Annotated in this window: 25 protein-coding genes; 15 read left to right on the top strand and 10 right to left on the bottom strand. The window is 56.3% G+C overall.

Annotated features, from left to right (window positions below):
• Nucleotides 1-11: 11 nt before the first annotated feature.
• The 4 genes from AC0V6Q_RS05520 to rpsF all read right to left on the bottom strand — a co-directional run bounded on the left by AC0V6Q_RS05520 (nucleotide 12) and on the right by rpsF (nucleotide 2,848).
• On the bottom strand, nucleotides 12-1,448 hold the full coding sequence (locus tag AC0V6Q_RS05520; protein WP_486167407.1) for an AMP nucleosidase: 1,437 nt from the start codon (nucleotides 1,446-1,448) through the stop codon (nucleotides 12-14).
• 121 nt (nucleotides 1,449-1,569) lie between these two features.
• The gene (gene rplI, locus AC0V6Q_RS05515; protein ID WP_486167406.1) at nucleotides 1,570-2,247 is read right to left on the bottom strand and encodes a 50S ribosomal protein L9; all 678 of its coding nucleotides are present in this window, start codon (nucleotides 2,245-2,247) and stop codon (nucleotides 1,570-1,572) included.
• Between the two features lie 11 nt (nucleotides 2,248-2,258).
• On the bottom strand, nucleotides 2,259-2,483 hold the full coding sequence (gene rpsR, locus AC0V6Q_RS05510) for a 30S ribosomal protein S18 (RefSeq protein WP_034957989.1): 225 nt from the start codon (nucleotides 2,481-2,483) through the stop codon (nucleotides 2,259-2,261).
• Complete coding sequence (gene rpsF / locus AC0V6Q_RS05505) at nucleotides 2,483-2,848, bottom strand: 30S ribosomal protein S6 (RefSeq protein ID WP_486167405.1); 366 nt, start codon at nucleotides 2,846-2,848, stop codon at nucleotides 2,483-2,485. Before rpsF ends, rpsR begins: the two co-directional genes overlap by 1 nt.
• 197 nt (nucleotides 2,849-3,045) lie before the next feature.
• Here rpsF and AC0V6Q_RS05500 point away from each other — a divergent pair, with 197 nt between their 5' ends.
• Together AC0V6Q_RS05500 and AC0V6Q_RS05495 are read left to right on the top strand one after the other, a co-directional pair.
• A complete protein-coding gene (locus AC0V6Q_RS05500; protein WP_486167404.1) occupies nucleotides 3,046-3,990 on the top strand; it encodes a DUF808 domain-containing protein in 945 nt (314 codons plus the stop codon).
• Nucleotides 3,990-4,634 carry a glutathione S-transferase family protein gene (locus AC0V6Q_RS05495; RefSeq protein WP_486167403.1) on the top strand — a complete coding sequence of 215 codons (645 nt, stop codon included), beginning with the start codon at nucleotides 3,990-3,992 and terminating at the stop codon, nucleotides 4,632-4,634. Before AC0V6Q_RS05500 ends, AC0V6Q_RS05495 begins: the two co-directional genes overlap by 1 nt.
• Here AC0V6Q_RS05495 and AC0V6Q_RS05490 read toward each other — a convergent pair.
• Together AC0V6Q_RS05490 and AC0V6Q_RS05485 are read right to left on the bottom strand one after the other, a co-directional pair.
• Nucleotides 4,631-4,906, bottom strand: coding sequence for a hypothetical protein (locus AC0V6Q_RS05490; RefSeq protein WP_486167402.1), 276 nt, complete (start codon nucleotides 4,904-4,906; stop codon nucleotides 4,631-4,633). The two genes, AC0V6Q_RS05495 and AC0V6Q_RS05490, sit on opposite strands and share 4 nt — an antisense overlap.
• Before the next feature lie 316 nt (nucleotides 4,907-5,222).
• A complete protein-coding gene (locus AC0V6Q_RS05485) occupies nucleotides 5,223-6,647 on the bottom strand; it encodes a glutamate ligase domain-containing protein (protein WP_486167401.1) in 1,425 nt (474 codons plus the stop codon).
• 55 nt (nucleotides 6,648-6,702) lie between these two features.
• Between AC0V6Q_RS05485 and AC0V6Q_RS05480 the strand changes: the two genes are divergently transcribed.
• From AC0V6Q_RS05480 to AC0V6Q_RS05440, 9 genes are all read left to right on the top strand, one after another.
• Nucleotides 6,703-7,533, top strand: coding sequence for an LD-carboxypeptidase (locus tag AC0V6Q_RS05480; RefSeq protein ID WP_486167400.1), 831 nt, complete (start codon nucleotides 6,703-6,705; stop codon nucleotides 7,531-7,533).
• Between the two features lie 28 nt (nucleotides 7,534-7,561).
• Nucleotides 7,562-8,497, top strand: a complete 936-nt coding sequence (gene fabD / locus AC0V6Q_RS05475) for an ACP S-malonyltransferase (RefSeq protein WP_486167399.1) — start codon at nucleotides 7,562-7,564, stop codon at nucleotides 8,495-8,497.
• On the top strand, nucleotides 8,494-8,922 hold the full coding sequence (locus AC0V6Q_RS05470; protein ID WP_486167398.1) for a GNAT family N-acetyltransferase: 429 nt from the start codon (nucleotides 8,494-8,496) through the stop codon (nucleotides 8,920-8,922). Before fabD ends, AC0V6Q_RS05470 begins: the two co-directional genes overlap by 4 nt.
• Before the next feature lie 10 nt (nucleotides 8,923-8,932).
• On the top strand, nucleotides 8,933-9,694 hold the full coding sequence (gene fabG, locus AC0V6Q_RS05465; protein WP_486167397.1) for a 3-oxoacyl-[acyl-carrier-protein] reductase: 762 nt from the start codon (nucleotides 8,933-8,935) through the stop codon (nucleotides 9,692-9,694).
• Between the two features lie 198 nt (nucleotides 9,695-9,892).
• Nucleotides 9,893-11,020 (top strand): DNA polymerase III subunit beta, encoded by a 1,128-nt coding sequence (dnaN, locus tag AC0V6Q_RS05460; protein WP_486167396.1) that lies wholly within the window; start codon nucleotides 9,893-9,895, stop codon nucleotides 11,018-11,020.
• Nucleotides 11,020-11,442, top strand: a complete 423-nt coding sequence (locus tag AC0V6Q_RS05455; RefSeq protein ID WP_486167395.1) for a hypothetical protein — start codon at nucleotides 11,020-11,022, stop codon at nucleotides 11,440-11,442. Before dnaN ends, AC0V6Q_RS05455 begins: the two co-directional genes overlap by 1 nt.
• A gap of 9 nt (nucleotides 11,443-11,451) precedes the next feature.
• Entirely contained in the window at nucleotides 11,452-12,105 is a 654-nt protein-coding gene (locus AC0V6Q_RS05450) for a glutathione S-transferase family protein (protein WP_486167394.1), read from the top strand.
• Nucleotides 12,106-12,142: 37 nt separating this feature from the next.
• A complete protein-coding gene (locus AC0V6Q_RS05445) occupies nucleotides 12,143-13,237 on the top strand; it encodes a DUF2855 family protein (protein ID WP_486167393.1) in 1,095 nt (364 codons plus the stop codon).
• Nucleotides 13,234-13,698 (top strand): hypothetical protein, encoded by a 465-nt coding sequence (locus AC0V6Q_RS05440; protein ID WP_486167392.1) that lies wholly within the window; start codon nucleotides 13,234-13,236, stop codon nucleotides 13,696-13,698. The genes AC0V6Q_RS05445 and AC0V6Q_RS05440 overlap by 4 nt, the downstream gene beginning before the upstream one ends.
• A gap of 23 nt (nucleotides 13,699-13,721) precedes the next feature.
• Here the strand turns inward: AC0V6Q_RS05440 and AC0V6Q_RS05435 are convergent, their stop codons facing one another.
• On the bottom strand, nucleotides 13,722-14,552 hold the full coding sequence (locus tag AC0V6Q_RS05435; protein ID WP_486167391.1) for an SDR family NAD(P)-dependent oxidoreductase: 831 nt from the start codon (nucleotides 14,550-14,552) through the stop codon (nucleotides 13,722-13,724).
• On the bottom strand, nucleotides 14,549-16,315 hold the full coding sequence (locus AC0V6Q_RS05430) for an N-acyl-D-amino-acid deacylase family protein (protein WP_486167390.1): 1,767 nt from the start codon (nucleotides 16,313-16,315) through the stop codon (nucleotides 14,549-14,551). The genes AC0V6Q_RS05435 and AC0V6Q_RS05430 overlap by 4 nt, the downstream gene beginning before the upstream one ends.
• 134 nt (nucleotides 16,316-16,449) lie before the next feature.
• Between AC0V6Q_RS05430 and AC0V6Q_RS05425 the strand changes: the two genes are divergently transcribed.
• Nucleotides 16,450-17,379, top strand: coding sequence for a glycerophosphodiester phosphodiesterase family protein (locus tag AC0V6Q_RS05425; RefSeq protein ID WP_486167389.1), 930 nt, complete (start codon nucleotides 16,450-16,452; stop codon nucleotides 17,377-17,379).
• Entirely contained in the window at nucleotides 17,379-18,275 is an 897-nt protein-coding gene (locus AC0V6Q_RS05420; protein WP_486167388.1) for an alpha/beta fold hydrolase, read from the top strand. The genes AC0V6Q_RS05425 and AC0V6Q_RS05420 overlap by 1 nt, the downstream gene beginning before the upstream one ends.
• A 9-nt stretch (nucleotides 18,276-18,284) precedes the next feature.
• On the opposite strand, the gene AC0V6Q_RS05415 is transcribed toward AC0V6Q_RS05420, so the two are convergent.
• Both AC0V6Q_RS05415 and AC0V6Q_RS05410 read right to left on the bottom strand, forming a co-directional pair.
• The gene (locus AC0V6Q_RS05415) at nucleotides 18,285-19,142 is read right to left on the bottom strand and encodes an alpha/beta fold hydrolase (protein WP_486167387.1); all 858 of its coding nucleotides are present in this window, start codon (nucleotides 19,140-19,142) and stop codon (nucleotides 18,285-18,287) included.
• 117 nt (nucleotides 19,143-19,259) lie between these two features.
• Nucleotides 19,260-20,957, bottom strand: coding sequence for an alpha/beta fold hydrolase (locus AC0V6Q_RS05410; protein ID WP_486167386.1), 1,698 nt, complete (start codon nucleotides 20,955-20,957; stop codon nucleotides 19,260-19,262).
• A 218-nt stretch (nucleotides 20,958-21,175) separates the two neighbouring features.
• Between AC0V6Q_RS05410 and AC0V6Q_RS05405 the strand changes: the two genes are divergently transcribed.
• Both AC0V6Q_RS05405 and AC0V6Q_RS05400 read left to right on the top strand, forming a co-directional pair.
• Complete coding sequence (locus AC0V6Q_RS05405; RefSeq protein WP_486167385.1) at nucleotides 21,176-23,371, top strand: EAL domain-containing protein; 2,196 nt, start codon at nucleotides 21,176-21,178, stop codon at nucleotides 23,369-23,371.
• Between the two features lie 227 nt (nucleotides 23,372-23,598).
• Nucleotides 23,599-25,446, top strand: coding sequence for a putative bifunctional diguanylate cyclase/phosphodiesterase (locus AC0V6Q_RS05400; RefSeq protein WP_486167384.1), 1,848 nt, complete (start codon nucleotides 23,599-23,601; stop codon nucleotides 25,444-25,446).
• The last annotated feature ends 5 nt before the right edge of the window (nucleotides 25,447-25,451 follow it).

The following is a 25,451-nucleotide window of genomic DNA, read 5'->3' as shown; positions in this document are numbered from 1 at the left end:
GGCCTGTGAAACTACCTAAATGGTGGCTCGTTGAACGCTCTCAGCTTGCGGCTGTGCAAGCGGTCGCCTTCATCCCGGAGATATTTGCATGCCTCGAGACCAATCTGGAGGTGGGCAGCGATGGCCTCTTCGTAGAACTTGTTGGCCTGGCCCGGCAGCTTGATCTCACCGTGAAGCGGCTTGTCCGACACACACAGCAGCGTGCCGTAAGGAACGCGGAAGCGGTACCCTTGAGCAGCGATCGTGGCGCTTTCCATTTCAACTGCGATCGCCCGGCTTTGTGAAAAGCGCTTGGCCGAGCTGGAGTAGTGCAGCTCCCAGTTGCGGTCATCGGTGGTGACGACCGTGCCCGTGCGCATGCGCTGTTTGATGTTCGCGCCTTGAACACCGGAAACCGATTCTGCCGCACCGGCGAGGGCAAGTTGCACCTCGGCAATTGGCGGGATCGGCACTTCTGGAGGCAGCACGCCATCAAGCACATGGTCATCGCGCAAATACGCGTGAGCGAGTACGAAATCGCCGATCTTCTGGCTTGAGCGCACACCGCCGCAGTGACCAATCATCATCCAGGCATGGGGACGAAGCACTGCCAAGTGGTCGCAAATCGTCTTCGCATTGGATGGGCCAACGCCAATGTTCACCAGTGTGATGCCCTTACCGTCCTCGCGGATCAGGTGATAGGCGGGCATCTGGTGTTTGCGCCAGGCGGTGTCGTTCAATTGGGCCTGCGCATTGTCAGTGCATTCTTCAATGATGAGCCCAGCGGCGCCTTTGAGAGCGGTATAGCTTTCCTTGCCGATTTGCTGTGCGCCCCAATTCACGAACTCATCGACATAGCGGTGGTAGTTGGTGAACAGGATAAAATCCTGAAAATCCTCAACCTTTGTGCCAGTGTAGTGGGCGAGGCGAGCCAGCGAGTAGTCGGTGCGAAGGCCATCGAAAAGCGATAGCGGCATGTCCGCATTTTCATCGAATTCGATCCCGTCTGCCAGCTCGTCGCCGATCAAAGAGAGATCAGTCGAAGGGAAGTGCTGCGCGATATCTTGAGGGGCAATGCCCTGCATCGCAGCACCAGCCTCGCCATCCAATACGTACGGGAAGGGGATCTCCTGGCGCGAACGACTGACGGTCACGTCAATCTCGTACTCAGCTGCGATCAATCCAAGCTGCTCTTCCAGATAGGCAGCAAACAGATCAGGCCGCGTGATCGTCGTGGTATAGGTCCCTTGCAGTTCCAACCGGCCAAACGCGCGGCTGCGGTCCTGAGGGTCACCCACTCCCGAATAATGCAAGGTCAGCTGGGGATAGGCGTAAGAGCCGTCATGGCGCTTGCGCTCAGGCGGTATGGTGCCGTTCTTCCCGAAAGCGATAACGTCTTCGCGCAAGGCGCGGACGGCTTGGTCGTAGTGCTGCTGCAGTTGTTCAAGGATTGTGGGGATTGGTGTCATATATTTTTGTCCGTTGTTATTTCTGTATCATTTAGGGCTTTTGAGGGCCTTTTACAAAAAGGGCGCGAAAGTCTTGTGACTCTCGCGCCCTTTTGATTGGCTTTTATGACAAGCGAGAGGCTTAGCCTTCGCTCTCCTCCGCCGCAGCGTCTGCATCGGCTGCTGGGGCTTCTGCGGCAGCTTCTTCTGCTTCAGGCGCTGCGCCTTCTTCGAAGAGCTCCTCGGGGATTTCGCCAGGCTCAAGACCGGCATTGTCGATCTTGGTGTCAGCAGCTGCTTCTTCGATCTCGCGCTGCTCTTCTTCGAACATTTGCGCAAGAACGTCGACGCCTTGGGTCTGAAGCTCGGCTTCATCGTCAGAGCGGGCAACGTTTGCTTTCACAGTTACGTGCACTTCTGGGTGCAGGGCGACAGTCACATCGTGCATGCCAATCGTCTTGATTGGCGCACCCATGATGACCTGCTTCTTGTCAACATCGTGACCCTGCTCGGTCAGACCAGCGACCATGTCGCGGACGTTGACCGAACCGTAAAGCTGACCGGTGTTCGATGCTGCACGGATGAGGATAACCTCAGCGCCTGCAACTTTCTCACCAGCGGCTTCTGCCACAGTCCGCTTTTCAGCGTTTTCTTTTTCAAGACGTTCACGGTTGGCTTCAAACACGGCCTTGTTGGCATCGTTTGCGCGCAGGGCCTTCTTTTGTGGAAGAAGGAAGTTGCGAGCATAGCCATCCTTTACGGTGACAACATCGCCAATCGAGCCGAGTTTTTCGACGCGTTCGAGAAGAATGATATCCATGTGCTCTTCTCCTATTTCACGATGTAAGGAAGCAAGCCGATGTGGCGTGCGCGCTTGATGGCTTTGGCCAATTCACGCTGCTTCTTGGCTGAGACGGCGGTGATGCGCGAAGGCACAATCTTGCCACGCTCGGACATAAAGCCCTGCAGCAGACGCACGTCTTTGTAATCGATTTTCGGGGCTTCCTTGCCTGAGAACGGGCAAGATTTGCGGCGGCGGAAGAAAGGACGGGCCATCAGTCGCGCTCCTCACGGTCTGAACGGCGCTTACGATCGCGCTCGTTTTTACGCATCATTACCGAAGGACCTTCTTCGTGCTCTTCAACACGGATGGTCATGTAACGGATGACGTCTTCATTGATACGGGTTTGGCGCTCGAGCTCTTCAACAACCGAGCCAGGGGCGTCGATGTTGAGCATGACGAAATGCGCCTTGCGGTTGCGGTCGATCTTGTAGGCGAGGGATTTAAGGCCCCATGTTTCGGTCTTGGTGACCTTGCCTTCGTTCGCTTCGACGATTTCGGTCGCCGAGGCCGCCAGCGCGTCTACCTGGGCCTGCGAGAGGTCCTGACGCGCGAGGAAGATGTGCTCATAAAGAGCCATATCCACGTCCTTACATTGTAATGCCGATCGCTGGCTTGTCTGCGGGATTGCAGGGCCCCTCCGGCTTTCTTCTGGCCTCTGTCGATGAAAGAGGTTTCGCGCACATACCGAGTTTGGTGGGGAATGCAAGCCTTGTGCGCTTGGCGCAGGCAATGCACTCGGGCATGGCTGGGAGCGCTTAAAGGAGAATTATCGAGATGCCATCAGGATTGGTAGCGCTGTTCGACGACGTAGCGGTGATTGCACGGGCAGCATCGGCATCGGTTGATGATATTGCAGTGGCAGCGGGCAAGGCGGGATCAAAGACCGCAGGCGTTGTGATCGACGATGCGGCGGTTACCCCAAGCTATGTAACCGGCCTTTCGCCAGCGCGCGAGCTCCCGATTATCTGGGCGATCACCAAGGGCAGCTTGTTCAACAAGCTTATTATTCTGCTCCCTGGCGCAATCTTGCTTTCCGAATTTTTGCCGCAAGCAATCATCTGGATCCTGATGCTGGGCGGCGCTTTCCTGTGTTACGAAGGCGCGGAAAAGGTGATGGAGAAGCTGGGCGGGGCAAAGCACGGCAAGACGGTCGAGGATGAAATTGCCGACCCCGCGGCTTTTGAGACACAGCGCATCGCAGGCGCCATTCGCACCGATCTGATCCTGTCTGCTGAAATCATGGCGATCACCTTGAACGAGCTTGATCTTCCCACGTGGTGGGAACGCGGCCTTGGGCTTGCATTGGTTGCGTTTGTAGTGACGGTTGCGGTTTACGGGTCTGTGGCGCTCATCGTAAAGATGGATGATGTGGGCCTGCGATTGCTGCGCGAGAGCGAAGTCACCAATGTCCGCCGGTTCGGGGTGTTCCTGCTTCGAGCCATGCCGAAGCTTCTCATTGCGCTGTCGTTTATAGGCACCATTGCGATGCTTTGGGTGGGCGGCGGAATCATCGTTCACGGCACGCATGAGGTTGGCTTCGACCTCCTTTATGACATTGCCCACGGGGCCGAATATGCGGTTGCGGGCGCAACAGGCGCTCTTTCGGGTGTGGCTGGCTGGGTCACCTATGCCGCGATTTCAGGGCTTATCGGCCTCGCGCTTGGAGCGGTGATCGCTTTCGTCTTGCACAAAGTCATCGGCTATGAAGGGGCGCATTGATGACCCAAGAGCAACAGGGAGCGCCCATTCTCTACACCTGCGTTGGATCACGCGGTCAGCGCTGCACGTGGGCAGCAGAAGAGGCAGGCGTCGAGCTAGACCTGCGGGTCCTTCCATTCCCGCCGCGTCATAAAGCACCGGAGTATCTGGAGACCAATCCGCTGGGCACGATTCCGATGTTGATAGACGGCGAGACACAAATGACCGAAAGCTGCGCAATTGCGCACTATTTGGCGGTAAAGGGCGGGGCAGATCACCTTATCATAGCGCAGGGCAAGGCGGACTATGGCGAGTATCTCGATTATACCTATCACGCGGACGCGACGATAACCTTTCCGCAGACGGTCTACATGCGCTTTGCCCTGTTCGAGAAGCACAAGGGCTGGGAGGAGGCCGGACATGCCTATGCCAACTGGTTTGAAAAGCGATTAGTGAAGATCGAGCAACGGTTGAAGACGCGCGAATATCTATGCGCAAACCGTTTCACCGTGGCGGATATTTGCGTGGGCTATGCGCTCATTTTGGCCAAGGCCGTCGGGCTGGACGAACGGATTCCGGGGCCGCTTAAGGCATACCGCGAAAGGCTAACATCAAGGGACGCTTACAAGGCTGCTATCGCAAAGGAAAAGGCCGTCGCGCCTTAGCCCAGCTGGTCCAATTCCGCCCCGCATTGACCACAGGTTTTGTTTGGCCAAGGCACGATCAGGGGCCCGCGGAAAAACAGGTTTTTGCCGCATTTGGGGCAGTTGAAGAGCCTGATCCGTACATTGACCACGATCAAGAGCAGCACCGCGACAGCAAAGGCCCAAGTCGAATGGCCCAACCATTTGTCGATGGTGATCACAAACATAAAAGCCGCCAGCGTTGCGAACAGCATCAATTGCGCATGGCGCACGGCAAGGCGGTAGATTGTCACGTGAGCTGTTCCAACACAAAGCGGTGTCCGCATTCGCGGCATCGTATTGGTGGTGGCAGGAAAGCGAACCGCATTCCCAAGACGAGAAACAAGCGTGGTGTTCCCCAAATGCTCGTCATGCATTCGGTGCAGGAATAACGATCTGCCAATCTGAAAAGGCCTACAAAAAGCCAGACTCCCAGAAAGGCTGCAGCCCATGGTATTGGCTCACCAATAAGAGAGTGGGCTGTGAGTACAAAAGCTAGCAGGATAATCATCCCGCCTAATGGAGCTCCGACCCACAAAAACCAGATAAGCCATAGGCGACTATAGTAAGTCATCCCAATCGCTCTAGCACACTCTTTGCAAACGCACTCAAAGTATCATCGCGCGCACCCATTATAACGATGCGGTCACCGGGCCGGGCAAGCTCAACCATCCGGTCGCCGCAAGCCTCGCGTGTTGCAATGTGCTCGGCGGAACCGCCATTGTCCTCGATAAGCTTGATGATCCGCTCTGTCCCTTCGCTGCGGTCCACTGTTCCGCCAAAGTACACAGGATCGCACATAATCGTGATGTCACCATCGCCAAGCTCGCGCGCAAAGGTCTGTGCAAGCTCATCGCCCATCTGGCGCAATGGGCCGTAACCGTGCGGTTGGAAAAACGCGATTACGCGGCCTTCGGTTGCCTTCAGGGTGCGCAATGTCGCCGCGCATTTCTCCGGGTTGTGGCCAAAATCGTCGATCACGCTGATGCCAGAGGGACTGGTGCCCACAACATCAAACCGCCGCGCAAGCCCCTTAAAACGGCTGAGCGCGTAGACCGAGCGAGTGATTTCAATTCCCGCCGCGCTCATCGCTGCAATCGCAGCCAGCGCGTTTGCGAGATTGTGGATGCCTGGCATCGGCAAATCCAGCGGGAAAACTTCGCGTGTGCGGTTGTCGAGAAGAACTGCACGGATGCTCAATGGCCCTTCTTCAATGCTTTCCGGTTCAACCGTGATGTCGGCGGATTGATCGCAAATGCCAAAGGTTACTTTTTGCGTCGCTCTGCCTGCGAGCTCTCGCGATTCCTCGTCGTCCATATTGATGATTGCACAGCCTGCCTCGGCAAGAAAATTGCCAAACAATTGGCGCAATTCCTCAATGGACTTGTGATCGAGGCTCACATTCAGAAGCACACCGATTGTGGGCTTGTAGAGGGCGATCGAGCCATCGCTTTCATCCACTTCGCTGACAAAGATACGCGGCGAACCCACCCGTGCGCTGGCGAAGGGGTTGGCCTCATCGGCGAAATTCTTCATCACCGCGCCGTTCATAACAGTGGGATCATGATCAACGTCCGCCATGATCCAGGCGATCATGCCCGTAACCGTGCTCTTTCCCGAGGTGCCGCCAACCGCAACCGAATAGCCCGCCTCGTTGAAAAGCTCAGCCAAAAGCTCTGCGCGCGTCATTCGTTTGCAGCCAAGTTCGTGCGCGCGCGCAACTTCGGGGACAGTGTCTTCGACAGCAGCAGATGCAATCAATACCTGATCCGTGGAGGTGATCCCGCTCCCATCTTGTGGAAACAGCGTGAAGCCATTGTCCGCAAGCCAAGCGAATTTCTCAGGAGTGCGACCCTGATCGTAGGATCGGTCTGATCCTGCGACTTCATGGCCAAATCCTTGAGCAAGCTGGGCAAGCGGGAGCATGCCTGAACCGCCAATTCCGCAGAAAAAGAAAGGGCGCTCTTCAGGCGCTTGATCCACCGTTTCACTCATGGCGCACATGGTTATGGGCTTGCCACGCGAGTTACAAGCGCCCTAGGCTGAGTTAATGACAAATATCGCCATCTGTGCGCCTGCAAGGGCAATTACCCGCGATCACGCCGCCGCTTTGGAGGCCTTGGTTGAGGCAGAATTTCCCGATCATTCGGTAACATTCCATGATCAATGCTTTGAGCGGGTAGGGCACTTTGCGGGGGATGATCTGACGCGGCTTACTGGCTTGCTCGATTGCGCGAATGACCCTTCGTTTGACGCAGTGTGGTTTGCGCGTGGCGGCTATGGCTCCAATCGCATTGCAGAGGCAGCGATTGCGCGGATGAATGCGTCGGCTAGGTCGAAAACCTATGTCGGCTATTCGGATTGCGGATACCTTTTGGGCGCGCTTTACCGGGCCGGAATCGGGCAATGCGCTCATGGCTCCATGCCGATCAGTGCGAGTTCTTCAAGCGGTCCTAAATCGGTGCGCCGCGTGCTGAGGTGGTTTAGCGGCGACAACTCCGGGCTTGAGCCCAGCCTTGATGGCACAACGCCAACAGCAGCGTTCAACCTCATCACCCTGGCCATGCTCGCCAAGACCCCTTTGATGCCTGACCTAACAGGGCACGTAGTCATGGTGGAGGAAGTGAGCGAGCAGCTCTACGCTATCGACCGCGTGTTTTTCGCGCTCGCCGGCAGCCTTCCGCGTCTTGCTGGTATTCGCTTGGGCGCAGTTACGGATATCCCGGAGAACGATATTCCTTTCGGCTCAACCGAAGAGGAAATCGCCAAGTTCTGGTGCGCAAGGGCGGGTATCCCCTATCTTGGCCGCGCAGAGATAGGGCACACATCTGCCAACAAGGTTGTGCCATTCGGGCTTGCAGGTCCTGCCGGGGCTTCGTAACGGCTCGCGGCAACAGGAGGAATTTTGCATGAAGGCTTTTGTTTTCCCGGGTCAGGGCAGCCAGAAAGTGGGCATGGGGCTGGATCTAGCCGCTGCAAGCAGCGCAGCGCGCGAGGTCTTCGAGGAGGTCGATGATGCGTTGGGGCTAAAACTGTCGGCGATTATGGCAGAAGGGCCAGAGGACCAGCTTACCCTTACAGCGAATGCTCAACCGGCGATCATGGCCAATGCAATTGCGACCTTGCGGGTGCTTGAGGCTGAGTTTGGCGTCAAGCTAGCCGACAAGGGGTATTGCGTCGCGGGCCACTCCTTGGGCGAGTATACCGCATTGTGCGCCGTGGGGGCATTTGATCTTTCCACTACAGCGCGGCTGTTGAAACTGCGTGGTTCTGCGATGCAGGCGGCTGTTCCAGTAGGCCTGGGCGCGATGGCGGCATTGCTTGGAGCAGATATCGCGAAAGCGAATGCGCTCGCCGAAGCTGCTGCCGAGGGTGAAGTCTGCGAAGTCGCCAATGACAATGATCCGGGCCAGGTCGTGATTTCCGGCCACAAGGGCGCGATTGAACGCGCTGTGGCTCTGGTCAAAGAACACGGGATCAAACGCGGCGTACTTCTGCCGGTATCAGCACCATTCCACTGCTCATTGATGCAACCAGCGGCCGACCGGATGAAAGAGGCTTTGGCCGAGACACCTCCGGGCGCGCTCTCTTTGCCGCTTTATGCCAATGTGACCGCTGCCAAAGTCACCGATCCTGCCGAAGAGCAAGACCTGCTTGTCCAGCAAGTCACGGGCCGCGTCAGGTGGCGCGAAAGCGTGGCGGCAATGCACGCAGATGGAGTGGAGCACTTCGTGGAACTTGGAGGCAAAGTCCTCTCACCCATGATCCGCAAAATCGCAGGCGAAGCTGAGACGGCCAGTCTCATCACGATGGAGGATCTGGAAGGTTTTGCGAGCTCGCTTTGAGCACGTTAAGCCTCTCGATCCAGTGGATTACTTCGCAGAACACACATCTTCTTGACCGGGTGGCAAAGGGAACGTTCGATCACGCGATCGACCCTGCGAGGCTCAAAGCCTATCTCGATAACCCTGCCAACTGGATGGGTGTCGCAGTTCATGACGGCTTGGTGGTGGGCATGGTGATGGCCGTCATCCACACCCATCCCGACAAGCCAACAGAGCTCTTCCTTGACGAAATTGGCACAGGGGACGAATGGCGACGCAAGGGCATAGCTCGCTTGCTCATGCAGGCTCTTTTTGACAGAGCCGATGATGAAGGCATTGAAGAGATTTGGTTAGGGACCGAGCCGGATAATGATGCGGCAAATGGTCTCTATCGGGGTTTCAAGCACGAGCGTGAAGACGCCGTGATCTATTATTTTGATTGGTGAGGAGCCGACAATGTTTCGATTGGATGGAATGAACGCGCTGGTGACCGGCGCGAGTGGCGGGATCGGTTCGGCGATTGCAATCGCTCTTGCCAAACAAGGAGCGCGTGTGGCGCTTTCGGGCTCCAACGGAGACAAGCTGCGCGCTTTTCGCGAACAGCTTATCTCGGAAGTGGGCTCTCCCGAGGCGGGCGACCATGTCGAGATCACCTGCAATTTGTCTGATAGCACGCAGGTCGATGAGCTTATTCCGGCAACTGTCGATACACTCGGCGGGATCGACATCCTAGTGAACAACGCCGGCATCACGCGCGATGGCTTGGCGATGCGGATGAAGGATGATGACTGGAACAGCGTGATTTCGGTCAACCTTGAGGCCGCCTTTCGCCTCATGCGTGCTTCCGCTCGTCCGATGATGAAGGGCCGGTTTGGCCGCATCATCAACATCACCTCGGTTGTTGGCCATACCGGCAACCCCGGACAGATGAACTATTGCGCCGCCAAAGCAGGCCTTACAGGCATGACGAAGAGCTTTGCGCAAGAAGTCGCGAGCCGCGGGATCACTGCCAATTGTGTTGCGCCCGGCTTTATCCGCACCGCTATGACAACGGCGCTCGACGAGAAACAAACCGAGACGATCAACGCCAAGATCCCCATGGGCAAAATGGGTGAGGGTGATGACATCGGCTCTGCCTGTGCTTTCCTCGCAAGCCGTGAGGCGGGCTACATCACGGGTGAAACCATCCACGTGAATGGGGGCATGGCAATGCTCTGATTTGGCCCTAGAGGGGTAAATTGGTCGCTAAGGAGCATTGATTGCGGCCTTATCCCCAAAGGAATGCGCCCTAGGGCAGCTGCAATCTTGCCCCTAGTGACAGCCTCGCTAAGGTTTTTGCGATCCAGAGGCTTTTTCAGGGGCGATTCCTTGCCCTTTGACAATGCCCGAGAAACACGAAGACGATAGGTTACGCTGATGAAGGCTACGATCGAACGCGCGACGCTCCTGCGTTGTCTCTCCCATGTTCAATCTGTGGTTGAACGCCGCAACACCATCCCGATCCTCTCCAATGTCCTGATTGAGGCATCCGAGGGCGGAAATGTAAAAGTCATGGCGACCGACCTCGATTTGCAAGTGGTAGAGACGATGAGCGCGGCCTCGGTGGATGCACCTGGCGCGATTACAGTTTCGGCGCATTTGCTTTTCGACATTGCCCGCAAGCTGCCAGAGGGTTCCCAAGTCAGCCTTGATTCTTCCGATAACCAGATGGTGATCAAGGCAGGCCGCAGCCGGTTCAAGCTGCCGACGTTGCCGCGTGATGACTTCCCAGTGATTGTCGAAGGCGACCTTCCAACCTCGTTCGAGCTGCCTGCCCGCACACTTGCGCAGATGATCGACGCGACCCGCTTTGCGATCTCTACCGAGGAAACGCGCTACTATCTGAACGGCATCTTCCTGCATGTCAGCGACGATGATGGGCCGGTTTTGAAGGCGGCTGCGACCGATGGTCACCGCTTGGCGCGCTTCACCATCGCGCAGCCTGATGGCGCCGATGGGATGCCTGATGTGATTGTGCCGCGCAAAGCTGTGGCAGAATTGCGTAAGCTGTTGGAAGAAGCGCTGGACGGCGCGGTGATGATTGATCTTTCAGCGTCGAAAGTCCGCTTCACACTTTCGGGCGAGGGCGGCGTGGTGCTGACCAGCAAGCTGATCGATGGGACTTTCCCTGACTACAGCCGTGTCATTCCAACCGGAAATGACAAATTGCTAAAGGTTGATCCAAAGTTGTTCTTCCAGGGCGTGGACCGCGTGGCAACCATCGCAACGGAGAAAACCCGCGCGGTGAAGATGGGCCTTGATAAGGACCGTGTGACCCTCTCGGTGACCTCGCCTGACAACGGTAATGCAGCGGAAGAACTGGCAGCAAGCTACGGCAGCGATAGCTTTGAAATTGGCTTTAATGCCAATTACTTGAAAGACATTCTTGGGCAATTCGATTCAGAAGAGATCGAGCTACACCTCGCTGACGCAGGTGCCCCGACGCTGATCCGTGAAGATGATGAAAGCCCGGCGCTTTACGTGCTTATGCCGATGCGCGTCTGATGCGTGGTCTTGGTGGGATCATCGCAGGCGTCTTGTTGCTCAGCGGATTTTCCGTTTCAGCACAAGAAAATACGCAGAAAACCGGCCAAGGATTCTCACCTGAGGATGATCTGGATTGTGCACTCTATACAGCCGGACTTCTGGCGTCTGATGACGGTGTGATGACACCGGATGCCCGAACAGCGCTCGTGGGCACGATGACCTATTTCCTCGGCCGGTATGAAGCGCAGCGCGGAACACCAATTAGTGTTGCTTTGGCAGAGCGTTATCCTGTCTATCTCGAGAGCGACTCAACCCAGCTCGAACAGATCTGCGGCCTTCGTGCGCGCGGCTTTGCAAGCCGTATGGAAGATATGGGCCGTGTGCTGATTGAGGCGGAAAGCGAAGCGCAATCGGATGTTGATCCTTCGGAAGCGCCATAGGGTCGTTCCATGAGCGGCGTTGACAAGGGGCAGGTCCGTATTTTCGGAACTGTTATATCGACTTACACCCGAATTGTTCAGATCACTTCTGAAGAGGCGGACCTAACTCACGAAACAATCGCAACACCTGCGAATTCACCGCAAAATCGCCACCCTTTTGGCAAAGTGCCTGTTGTCGAGGTTGATGGCCTTGAGTTGGTCGAGAGTGTTTCGATCGCCCACTATTTGGACAATGCGCACAATACCGGCGCGTTGCAGCCGGGTGATCCATCACATCGTGCTGTGATGGATAAGTGGATTGCGATTGCCAACAATTACCTCTTTCCGTTGTTCGAGAATGGCTTGGTGATGCCATGGATCATGCACCGCGTTGCTGGCTATCCCATTGATCCTGATAGGATTAATCGCGCGCTTCCGCAGATCAGTCGTGCATTGGGCTTCCTCGAAGCCGAAATTCAGAACGATGGCGCGTGGACCGCAATCCCGGCCGAACGAGGGATCACATTGGCCGATGTCTTTCTCTATCCCATCCTGCGCTCGCTCGAGCTGACCCCGCAAGGCGAGGTCGGAATTGCCCAATGCGATCACATCAAGGCGTGGCTTGAGACCCTCAAAAATCGTCCTTCAATCGCGGCAACACGCTGGGAAATCGAAAAGGGATAGGCTAACCTTGTGGCCAAACCACAAGGATCTTGACCCAATGACGCTATCCCAAGTTCATGTCCGCAAAAACGAGTTGACCCATGCAACCCTTGCCGAGGTACCAGTTGGTGAGCTGGCAGATGGTGCGATCCGCCTGAAAGTCGAGAGTTTTTCGGTCACAGCGAACAACATCACCTACGCGGTTGTGGGTGACGGATTTGGCTATTGGAACTTCTTTCCGCCGGCCTCTGACGAAGATGGCCTCGGCATTGTCCCGATGTGGGGCCACGCGGTTGTGACCGAGAGTAAGTGTGTCGATATCGCGGAGGGTGAGCGGGTCTACGGCTACCTTCCAATGGGCACGCAGTTTGACGCAGTGCCGGGCAATATATCTGCCGCGAGCTTCTCTGACATGACCGATTATCGCCAGCCAATGAGCCCGGTCTACAACAACTACAATCGCCTGGCTGCTGATCCGGAGCATGATCCGGCCCGCGAGAATGAGCGGATGATCTACGGCCCGTTGTTCAAAACCGGCTTTGTGATCGACTATTTCATGCGTTCAGAAGATTGGTTTGGCGCAGAGACTGTGATCCTCACCAGCGCATCGTCAAAAACCGCAATGGGCCTTGCCAGCGTTGCCAAGCAAAACTCGCCGGGTGTGAAGCGGATTGGTCTTACGTCACCGGGCAATGTTGATTTTACGGAAAGCACCGGGCTTTACGACAAGGTTTGCACATATGATACGATCGGGACCTTGCCTATCGGTCCGTGTGTGACGGTGGATTTTGCCGGGAATGCAGACGTTTTGGGTAAGCTTCACCATCACTTCACCGACAATCTCAAATACTCGTGTCTTGTTGGAGCGACCCACATTGAAGCGCGCAGCTCGATGGGGGGAGATGCAGGCGCGCTGCCTGGACCAAAGCCCACACTGTTCTTTGCGCCCGACCATTTTGTCTCGTTCTTCAAAGAGCATGGCGCTGCCGAAGGCGGCCAGATGATCGCCAAGACCTGGCATGCATTCTTGGACGCCGTGGATGGCACGGTTACGATTGAGGTTCACGAGGGGCTGGACGCAGCGCGCGCGACATATCTTGAGATGATCAGTGGGAAGATCGACCCGGCCAAGGGCATCGTGGTGAGACCATGAGCGGCGGATCGCAAGACGTCTGGATCTACGCCGCCGCAATGCCGGTCTTGGTGGCCGCGATCTGGTTCGTCGTAACCGTCCTTTTATCCAAAATGACCGCTTGGGCCGTGCTTGAGGAGCACTATCCTGACCGCGATGATTCGGCGATCCAGACCTTGCGTTTCAACGGGTTTTATCTCGGCAAGGAAAAGCTTGGCGTTTCATATCGTGGATGCGTGACGTTTGAGGTGTGTAAGAGCGGTTTGCGCGTGCGCATCTGGAAACTCTTCGCACCTTTGAGCAGGCCGATCTTCATTCGGTGGGACGGATTGGTTGTCGAGGAAGCGAAGGTCTTTGCGATGTCGGGAGCGCGCATGAAGCTTGGGCCTGGCGGCACGTATTGGATGACGATTGCGAGCGGAACCGCACGCCGCATCATCGATGCAAGCGCAGGAGCGTTTACGGTTCCCAAACCTGCTTGATGAAAAACCGTTGGAGAGGGGTGCTACTTGCCCTCTGATTGCACGGCATAGTCGAACAAGCCTTCGGCTTGCGCGGCGTGGCGCTCGGCGATCTTTTCGGCTGTGTCATGCTCGGTTGGAACGATGCACCATCCACCACCTTTTGCGAGCGTTTCCTCGAGCCCTTGCTCCAGAACTTCGGGGCCGGGCTGCGCGCGCCAGTGGTCGCCTAGCTCATCGGGGGCATTGCGCGCGCCCCCGAACCGCTCGGGCCGAGCCTGAGCCGCATTCCATATCTGCGTGTTGAGAATGCCGGGGCAAAGGATCGTTACGCCGATGTGGTCTTCTGCCAGTTCCGCCATGAGCGCCTCGCCAATGGCGGCGGTCATCTGTTTTGTGGTGGCATAGAGCGTAAAGGGACCGCTGACTGGTGTGACCGATGCCGAGCTTGCGGTGATGCCGACATGGCAGGGCCCCTCTTGTGCCTTCAGAACGGGGAGCCATGCCCTCGCAGTATGCATCGGGCCCATCACGTTTACACCCATCAACCAATCGAGGGTACGGGGTTTTGCGCCGCTAACCGTATCAGCCGTGCCGACGCCCGCATTGATCCAGAGGAGCGAGGGCTCAACCCCTAACGCAATCAGCTTTTCGGCAACCCGCGCGGTTTCCTTCGCGTCGGACACGTCGCATCCGTGCGCGCGCGAATCTGTGCCGCATAATCTCGCCGTTTCTTCTGCTTCGTAAGCATCGATATCGAGCGCACAGATGCGCATTCCCTTGGCCGCAAAGTGCTGCGCCAACCAACGCCCGATCCCGCGCCCAGCGCCGGTGATAACCGCCCAGTCACCGGCCTTTGGCACAAACGCGCTCATTCGGCAGCTTCGGCAAGCTCAGCGCGTTGAGGCCCGCGGATAAGACCGCCCGGTGCCTCGCCCGTCCACCTGCCTCCCTCAAAGGTCACCGTGCCGTTCTTGATGGTGTAATCATAGCCTTCTGCTTTCTGCAAAAGGCGCTTACCACCTGCAGGCAAGTCAAAGGCAAGCCAAGGCTTGCCAAGGGTCAGTCGCTCCAAGTCGATCACATTGAGATCGGCCATATAACCAGGCGCAATCACACCGCGGTCTTCAAGGCCGTAGAGCACTGCTGTGTCGCGGCACTGGCGCTTGATCGCATTTTCCAGAGTGATCCGCTCGCCGCGTTTGCGGTTTTTAACCCAGTGTTCGAGCATGAAAGTGGGCGATGCAGCGTCGCAAATCGTGCCGCAGTGCGCGCCGCCGTCTGAGAGCGAGTTCACCGTATCATCGGAATGCTGCAAGGGGTGGAGGAAATCGAGATTGCCATCCGCATAGTTGAGGATCGGAAGATAGATGAAGCCTGTCGCATCGTCGCGGCAAAGCAGGTCATAGGCGTATTCCTGAGGGTCGACGCCCGCTGCTTGGCCGCGAGCGTTGATGCTGGCCGTTGCGTCGGGTTCATAGTCGAAATCATCGTCCATTTCGTACTGCAGGGCCCAGCCCATGGTGATAACCGCAACGACTTCCATAATGTCCTGCGGCGCGTCGGTGTAATCGCTGGTTTCAGAGAGCAATTGCGCTTTGAATGCAGGGTCGAGCAATTTCGCCTTTTGCTCTTCCCAAGGAAGGTCTGCGATGGCCATCCAGCTGGGGCGATAGACGAAGGGGTGGACCGTTCCCTGCCACGCCATGATGATACCGTTTCCGCGAAGCGCGATTTGCGCAACGATATTGGCACCATTGTCATTCTCAGCGCGCATCTTGTCAATCTGCTCTTGTAGCGGCAGTTCCTTGGCAATGGATTGGAGCGCTGCGAAGGTTACCGGCACGCCCGCCTCGCGGCTTAGCTTGCCCATCCATTCAAACTCGTTCCATTCGCGCTTCAAGTCGCTGGCCATTTCGAAGACGGCATGACCGCCTGCTTTCTGGCCGCGGCCCATAGCGTGGCCAATCGCGACCAACTCTTCGGCGGTGGCAGTGGTGCCGGGGACTAGTTCGCCATCGACCGATTTATGCAGGACTGTGCGCGAGGTGGAGAAACCCAAAGCACCGGCGCGAACGCCTTCTTCGACGATGTCCGACATCGCCTTGATGTCTTCATCCGTTGGCACAGCGCCCGGTTGTTCACGGTCGCCCAGCACATAGGCTCGCACCGCTCCGTGAGGCACATGGGTTCCCACATCAACCGCGCGAGGGAGCTTTTCGAGAGCGTCGAGATACTCCGGGAAAGTCTCCCAATCCCAGGTGATCCCCTCGGCGAGAGCCGTGCCGGGAATGTCCTCAACCCCCTCCATCAGGCTTATCAGCCATTCGTGGCGGTCGGGTTTGGCAGGGGCAAAGCCAACGCCGCAATTGCCCATTACCACTGTCGTGACCCCGTGCCAGCTGGAGGGAGCCATTTCCTGATCCCATGTTGCCTGGCCGTCGTAGTGAGTGTGAATGTCAACAAAGCCCGGCGCGACGATCTTGCCGCTTGCATCAATCTCACGTGCTGCATCGCCGCGCACCTCTCCGACTTGCGCAATCAGGCCGTCTTTCACGGCGACATCTCCGATGAAGCGCTCTGAGCCTGTACCATCGACGATGGTTCCGCCTTTGATGACTAGGTCGAATGCGGGCATGGTTTCTCTCCTGTGTCTCTCCCTTCAGAAAGTCTCACATCAAAACTGTCTTGGCAACCAGCTTGTCGAGACGGATGAGGGCGCTAATCTGGCGGGTAAAGGAGAACGAATCCGTGCAATCGAAAGCGTTATTGATGGCGGTCAGCACCGCTGTGCTTGCTGTATCCGCCCCGGCGATGGGGCAATTTCAAGGGGGCCCCTGGGAAATGCCGACCGAGGGCGATTTGTCCGCCACGCTCGATTGCCTTGAAGCAGAGGGCGCCACGATCATATCCGCACACCGCGGCGGCCCATCGCCAGGGCTTCCTGAAAATGCGATCCCGACCATGGATGCAGTGCTCCACGCAGCGCCTGCAATGATGGAAATCGACGTCGCGGCCAGCCCGGATGGTGTCCATTACCTGATGCATGACCGCACGCTGGATCGCACTACCACAGGCGCAGGCTCTGTCACCGATGTGCCATGGGCCGAGGTTTCCCGGCTCAACCTGGTGGATGAAGCGGGGTGGGTAACGCCCTATAAGGTGCCGACGTTTGCTGAGACGCTGGAATGGGCGAAGGGAAAGACTGTCCTTCAGGTGGATTTCAAACGCACCGCTGATTTCGCGACAGTGATTTCCGAAATCCGCGAAGCCGGGATGGAGCAAGGCGTGATCCTGATCGCTTACACACAGGCCCAAGCTCTTCGGCTGTATGAACTCGCGCCAGAGATGCTGATTTCCTATTCGGTCAATGCGCCAGGGGACCTTGATGAGATCGTCGCAGCGGGAATTCCGCTGAGGAATATTGTTGCGTTTACTGGAACACGGGTGGCCCGGCCTGATCTTTATGCGGCGCTTGATGAGCAGGATGTAGAGGTTATCTTCGGGACGCTTGGGCGGCCGGATCGCTCGCTTGACGGGGTATTTGCGCGTTTTGGCACCGATGAACGCTATGCGGAACTGGGCGAGGGCGGGGTCGATATCATCGCGACCGATCGCCCGCGTGCAGCCGCAGCTGCTCTTGCGACAGCCAAGAGGCTGCCGACATCAGGCGTCTGTGGCATCACACGCGGCGGAGACTGATGGACCCAACGCCAAGCTGGAACCCGCCTGAAGACAGCGGCGTCGCGATCCGCTTTGTTGAAACAAGCGGGCTGACCTTTGAAGTCGCAGAAGCGGGAAAGGGTGATCACCTTGCTCTGATGCTGCATGGTTTTCCCGAATTGCATTATTCGTGGCGGCATCAAATGCCTTTGCTTGCTGAAATGGGATACCGCGTCTGGGCCCCCAATATTCGCGGCTATGGCGCAACCGACCGGCCCGAAAGTGTGCGCGATTATGCGCTCGACCGGCTGACGCAGGATGTCGCCGACCTGATTGATGCAAGCGGGGCCAAAAAGGTCACTTTGTTTGCCCATGACTGGGGAGCGATCATCGCTTGGGCCTTTGCAATTACCAAGCTGCGCCCGCTGACAAGGCTTGTCATCATGAATGTGCCTCATCCGATGGTGGCGCGGCGTGAGATCCGGAAATGGAGGCAGTTCAAGAAGAGCTGGTACATCTTTGCCTTTCAACTTCCTTGGCTGCCAGAGAAGATGCTGGCGCGCAAAGACGGCAATGCTGTCGGCGATCTGATTGCGCAGACGTCTTGCAATCAGGAGCGCTTTGGCCCGGAAGAACGCGCAATCTACAGCAATGCAAGCAAACGGCCCGGTGCCCGATCTGCCATGGTCAATTACTACCGCGCTCTTTTGCGCCATGACGATACAATGGATCTAGGCGACGCGCGCGTGGACGTGCCGACATTGATGATATGGGGAGAGGAGGATGTGGCGCTCAATATCCATTGCACGCGAGGGACCGAAGAGTGGGTGAGCGACTTCACCCTAAAGCGTCTTCCCGGCGTATCCCACTGGGTTCAGCAGGATGCGCCTGATGAGGTAAACGCAATTCTGGAAGAGTGGCTGCCCGAAGCCTAACCCAATCGACTAGGCCGCTTGGGTCTTTTCCGAAGCTTCTGGCCGGTCAAGAAAAGACTGGATCGCCGAAATGCTTTCTTCCTCGTGGCTTAGCAGGAACAGGTGCCCGCCGCCTTCCATCACCACCAATTCGCTATTGGGGATGAGCATGTTGAGAAACTTGCCGTTGGCAAGCGGCACAATCGCATCATCGTCGCCCATCATGATGAGCGTTTCTTGTTTCAGCAAGAATGGCAGAGCAGGCGCGCTGGTCCAGCCGAGCATGCACATGAGCTGATACATATAGCCGCGCGGGGAAGGTGGCTTGAGGCGTGACATATGACCGCCTTTGCCTTTGCTCTTGCCAAGGCCGTCACCGTACAATGTCTCAAAGTTTTTGATCATGTAATCGGCATCGACATAGCGGCGCGGATTGGCCATTTTGGTAAGCGCCTTGGGGCTTCCCGGCATCATCAACATGCCAGCGCTTGTCGCGATAAGGATGACGCGGCGGCTGCGTTCTGCGTGCTGCATGGCGAAATGCTGTGCGATCCCGCCGCCCCAGCTAATCCCCATGACATCCACATCGCCAACACCCAATTGGTCAAGCAATTGGGCCGCGGTCCAGCTGATGGTGAAGGGGTTGTAAGGCAGCAACGGATCAGGCGATTCGCCCACACCCGGCATGTCAAACATGATGAAAGGCCGCTCGGCCAAATGATCGGCAAGAGGCGCGACCGCTTCGATATTTGCACCGATGCCATTGAAGAACAAAACCGGCAGATGATCGGAAGGCTGATCGAGCCTCCACGTAGCAACCCGTAGCGTCCGTCCTGCCACCTGTTTCATGGTGACGACCGCATCCTTCATAAATTCATTCACGTCCATTCCAACCCTTCAGCCTGCATCTCGTTGGGTAAAGAGGGTGGGAGACACGGCTCGCAGATCCCTTGCGGGCTGTGCCTCCCATAAGCTCTTTTGGATGCGCTTTAGATTGGCTCTCTATCAGACTTCTTCAACAACGTAGAGTCCCGGCGCGCTTTCCTGCGCAGAATACGCATCGCTGCCCACAGTCTTTGGTGCCGGGACTTTCTTGCCGGAACGCTTTTGGATCCACTCCATCCAGTAAGGCCACCAGCTGCCTTTGACTTCTTCGGTGCCTTGCAGCCATTCGTCAGCCGTTTCAGGCAATTTGCCCTTTTTCTTCTGGACGAAATATTTGGCTTTGGGATTGGTTGGCGGGTTGAGGATCGCCTGCATATGGCCGCTTTGCGAAAGGACGTAGGTGACGTCTTTCGAACCAAACAGCTGGGTCGAACGATAAGTCGCTTTCCACGGCGTAATGTGATCGGTGACGCCGCCAAGGATGAACAGGTCCGCTGTCACTTTGGTGAGGTCGATCTTGTGATCGGCCATCTCGGTTTCACCCGGCGTTGAGAACGCAAGGGTTTCATAAAGGGTGAGGAAATCACCCATCAGGCTTGCCGACAGGTTCGTTGCATCGGCATTCCAGTAAAGAACATCGAATGCGGGCGGGTCCATGCCGAGCAGGTAGTTATTGATCACGTAGTTCCAGATGAGATCGTTGGGCCTCAGCCACGCAAACCCGCGTGCCAGATCATCGGCTTTGATAATGCCCTTCTTGGCAGCACGCTTCTTGGCGATTTGCATGCCATTTTCACTGACCAGAGAGCCCGCCTCGATGTCGGTGGGCTTGGGATGCAATACGCAAACCATCAGTGTCAAAGTGCCCAGGACAGGATTGTCTGTCGCCGCCAGCTTGGAGGCGAGCACAGAAGCGGTCTGTCCGCCTGAACAGCCGGCGGAAACGTTTACTTTCTTCGATCCGGAGATTTCGGAGACCACCTGTAACGCTTCCTCGCAGGACGCGATGTAATCGGCCATGTCCCAGTGGCCCTGTTCCTTTGACGGGTTGCGCCACGAAATGACAAAGGTCTGCATCCCGTTATCGACCTGCCATTTGATGATCGACTTCTCCGGCGAGAGGTCGTTGATATACATCTTGTTGATTTGGGGCGGGATAGTAAGCTGCGGGACTTCGTACACTTCATCTGTGGTTGGCGCGTAATGCACCAATTCGTACATCTCGGTGCGGTGCACGACATTGCCCTTTGATGTCGCGATATTCTCGCCAAGCTTGAATGGTCGTTTGTCGACCTGGCTAACCATGCCCTTATTATGGACGATATCATTATAAGCGTTTTGCAGGCCTTTGATCAGGCTGAGCCCGCCCGAGTTTATCACCTGTTTTTGCGCAATCGGATTGCCCGCCAATGAGTTTGTCGGAGCAAGGCTATCAATGATGATATTCGAGATGAAGTTTGCGCGATTGCGCTCAAGCTCGTCAAGTTCGAGGTCTTCGAGCCAGTTGTTCATACCCTTCTGAATCGCAAGGTAATATTGTGCACCTGCGCGGAAGAAAGGGTTGAATTGCCATGCGGGATCATGGAACCGTTTGTCTTTTGGATCGGGTGCAAGGTCGCTTTTTCCGGTCACGATCTTGATCATGTCTTCGCCCATGTTTTGTGCGTGTTTCATCAATCGTTTGGGATCCGATGCGGTCTCGCGCAAAAGCACTGCAACAGCGCCGACAAAATCTTCGCGTGCGAGGCCCACAACCGGTCCCAGCGCATTGGTCGATTGGGCGGCTTCGTTTTCAAGTGTGATTTTCGGTTCAGGCATTCATGTCTCCCTTCATGATCGGCTGACATGTCTCGATCGGACATACTCCACTGATGACCGTAGCAGACCAGCTTTGCAAGATCGACTTGGGGCGCAGCACTCGCGACATTCCGATATGTGGCGTGCGCAATAGACGGTGATGACCCGGAACGCGGTTTAATCTTCCTTCACCCATTTTGAATAGGCAGCCTTGGACTGTACGAGGATTCGAGACACCAATGAGTGGCCTGCTGTCTAAACTGTCTGGGGGACAAACACTTGCTTCTGCGCCAAAGCAGAAACAAGTGATCCCGCATGGCACCAAACGCAGCGCAGCTTTGCTCGCAGGCCTCGAGGCTGCGAATCTGGGCTGGTTCTGGGAAAGCGATGCCTCCGGCCGGCTTACCTATCTGACCGATTCCGCGATCACTGCCATTGGCTCTGGAAAAGACGACGTGCTCGGGGCGAACCTGACCGAAATCTTTGCGACAGGCGATGTCGACGAGAGTGATACAACTTCGCGCCCTCTCAAATTCCGGCTCGCATCGCGCGGCGCTATTTCTTGTCTGAATGTCAAGGTTCTTGGTACTGAAGATAAAGAAATCTGGTGGGAAATTTCCGCCACGCCGCGTCTGGATGGTCAAGGCGACTTTGCAGGGTTTTACGGCACCGCGCGCGATATCACTAGCAGTCTTGCGAGAACGCGCGATTCAGAGCGTGCTGCACAATATGACTCGCTGACAGGCCTCGCCAACCGGTTTCGTATGACAAGGCAGCTTGAACAAACATTGAAGACTTTCAAGCAGTCCAAGCGATCCTGCGCGATCATGCTCCTTGATCTGGATCTCTTCAAAAAGGTCAATGATACGCTAGGGCACCCGGCAGGCGACGAACTGCTTAAACAGGTGGCTACCCGGATCAAAAAGCTCGTCGGAGATATGGGCGAAATTGGCCGGCTTGGCGGTGACGAGTTTCAGATAATGCTCCCTGACAAAGATGATCGCGGGGACTTGGGTGACCTGTCAAAGCGGCTTGTCCAAATGCTGTCTCAGCCATATTCGATTGGCGGTGCGCGAGCGATCATCGGTTGCTCGATTGGTGTGGCGGTTGCTCCGTACGATGGTATCGACGCTAGCGAACTGATCAAGGCGGCTGACCTCGCGCTCTACGCGGCCAAGGATGCAGGCCGAGGCACATATCGCTTCTATTCCAGCCAACTCAGCCATAGCGCAGAATTCCGTCAGCGGATTGAGGACGATTTGCGCGATGCGCTCTCGCAAGGTGAGCTGCGTATCCAGTATCAGCCGATTGTTGATGCAAAGACCCACAAAGTTGCTTCGCTCGAAGCCCTGTTGCGGTGGGATCACCCCGAACGCGGACGGGTTTCTCCAGCAGAATTCATCCCGGTTGCCGAAGAATTGGGTATCATCACGCAGATCGGTGAATGGGTTCTGGAACAGGTGTGTATTCAGCTTAAAAGCTGTCCTCCTGAAGTGCGCGCGGCAATCAATGTTTCACCGATCCAGTTTGCTTCCGAAGACTTCTATTCGACGGTCGACCGCATTCTCACCAAAACCGGCGTTGATCCTGCTCGGGTCGAGTTGGAAATCACTGAAAGCGTTTTCGTCGGTGACCTTGATCGCACTCTCCACCTGTTCAAGAAATTGAAACGCAGAGGCGTCCGGCTTTCTCTTGATGACTTTGGGACCGGCTATTCCTCGCTCAGCTATCTGCGAGATGCGCCGTTTGACAAGCTCAAGATAGACCAGAGCTTTGTTCGCGGTTGTACAGTCGAAGACAACAATAACGGTGCATTGGTGTCTGCGATTGTCAGTATGGCCAAAGCGCTGAAAATGGAGACTGTGGCCGAAGGCATCGAGACCAAAGACGAGCTTGCAATGGTTACCGGCCACGGGGCGACCCATTTGCAAGGCTACCTATTCTCTGCTCCAATCTCTTTTGAAGATCTGATCGAGAGGTTTGAAAATAAGGAGCTCGAGTTCAAGCCGCGTGGCCCTGAGAAGTATCGTGCCGAGCGACGAACCGAGTTCCGCCGTATCGGTCTTATTCACGGTGATAGCCGTTATGATGTATTCCTGCGGAACATCTCCAAAACCGGTGCCCGAATTGAAGGTTTGCTTGATGTACCCATAGGCACCGAGCTTGTTCTCGATCTTGGCGATGGCCAATTGGCAGTCGCTACTGTGAGGCGTTCTAAAGGGTTCACCCAGGGCGTCGAATTTGAAACGCAACTTGTCAGCGACGGTGCGCAGGGCCTTTGCACACGGCACCGTGTTTCACCGTATCAGATCGAAGCGGCTGGTAGACCATTGGGCGCGCTTACCAATTCGGCAGTCGCCGCTTACACCGGCGCAATGCAATCAGCGCCCAAGGCCTTCGTCGAAGTCGACATCAGCAAACAGATCAGGCGATAATCTTGCGTGGCCATTCCGTGGCAAAACCCCAAGACAATTCCATGGCACCATCAGCGTGGCGGCGCTTTTTCAGCGTCCCAGTAACCTGGCCAACCTTTCGCAGATTAACTTTCGGCTTTAGCGAAAAAATAACCAACCGGGTTTACTCCTAATGAACACAGCGATTTGAGTTCTTGAACAATCGCAAATGCGGAAAGGAAAGGCGTCAGGTGCCCCTTAAGGGTTTCTTGTCATCAATTAGCGGCGCAAGCTCACGCGGGGCAGTTAGCAAACTCTCCGACGGGGAGAAACTTGCCATGTTGGATGATCTTGAACGCTCCGGGCTCGGCTGGTTCTGGTCATGTGATCGCCAAGGCAATCTGACCTATCTCAGTGCGACTATCGCTGAACGGCTTGATCTGCCTCTTCAGGATATCATTGGTCAGCCGCTTTCGAGCGTGTTCGTGTCTGCCGAGCGGGATGGCCGCACCAAATCGCTGGCCTTAATGCTGGGTGCGCACAAATCCTTTTCCGGTTTCGCCGTAAGGGCTGAAAAACGCCCCAATGGCGCGGTTCTGAGACTTTCGGGCCAACCCACCTTCAACGGCAACACATTTGAAGGTTTTCGCGGTACCGGATGGGACATAACCGACGAGTTTTTCCGCGAAGAAGAAACTTTGCGGCTGGCGAAGTTTGATTCGCTCACAGGCCTATCCAATCGGCACCGGATGAAAAGCCTGATCGACACAACGCTTACCGCATTCAAGGCGGCCAAACGCAGCTGCGCGTTGATGATGCTTGACCTTGATAAATTCAAACACGTCAATGACACACTGGGTCATGCCGCCGGCGATGAACTGCTCAAACAGGTTTCAGACCGGTTACAGCGCTCAATCGAGGTCGAGTGCGAAATCGGGCGCCTTGGTGGTGATGAATTTCAGGTGCTGATCCCTGATCTCGACGACCGCGGAGAGCTTGGTGAGATCGCGCTGAAGATCATAACGATGCTCAAACAGCCTTACACCCTTGAAGAAGGGCGTTGTGTCATCGGATGTTCTGTCGGGATCGCTGTTGCGCCCCATGACGGTGTGACGATGGACGAGGTAGTGCGATCTGCCGACCTAGCCTTGTATGCTGCGAAAAATGGTGGACGCGGGCAGTACCGCTTTTTCTCCGGCGAGCTCGAGAATGAAGCGATCTTCCGGCGTCGCCTTGAAGAGAATCTGGGTGAGGCCGTTCGCGGCGAGCAGCTGTTCCTGAAATACGAACCAATTGTCGATGCCAGCAGCGGGACTGTGCGCGCGTTAGAGGCGCATATCTGCTGGATGCATGAACAACGCGGCGAGATCGACGAAGAAGAGTTTGCCTCGATCCTCGATGGCTCGAGCCAGGTGACCGAAGTAGGCACTTGGGCAATCCAAGAGGCCTGCGCAGAAGCGATTGATTGGCCCGACACAATCAAGGTGGCGGTCAACGTCCCTGTTGCCTTGTTTGCTTTCGATGGCTTCGTCGAATCCGTCTCGGAGGCGCTCGCTGAAACCGAGCTGCCACCGCACCGGCTCGAACTTGAGGTGAGCGAGGCAGTGTTTTTTGGTGACACCGACGCGGTAGATCGGACACTTGGCCAGCTGTTCAAGCTTGGCGTGAGCCTGACGCTGGACGAATTTGGCAGTGGCTATTCCTCGCTCGCTTACCTGCGCCGCGCTCCATTTGACGCGATCAAGATCGACGAAAAGCTGGTGGAGGAAGCCGAGCAACACGATAGTCCCGATCTTGGCCTAATTCGCGCTATTGTTGCTCTTGCCGGAGCACTTGAAATGGACACCATCGCCAACGGCATTGAAAGCACCAAACTTCTTGAACGGCTCAAAGAATGCGGCATAAAACGCATGGAAGGCCCGATCTACTCCGATCCTGTTGGGCGCGATGTGGTCGAACAGGAACTGGTTGGCGACAATTGGAAGATTACGCCAACCGCTGACCGGATCAAGCGTTCCAAACGCCGCACGGTCTATCGCCGGATAAGTGTCATTCATGACGATCATTCCTATGAGGTCGTGCTTCGCAATCTGTCTAAGACCGGCGCTCTGATTTAGGGGCT

Source organism: Erythrobacter sp. S227, from assembly GCF_057364925.1.
The sequence above is the reverse complement of the archived record's forward strand: the minus strand, read 5'-3'. Positions and strand labels throughout refer to the sequence as shown.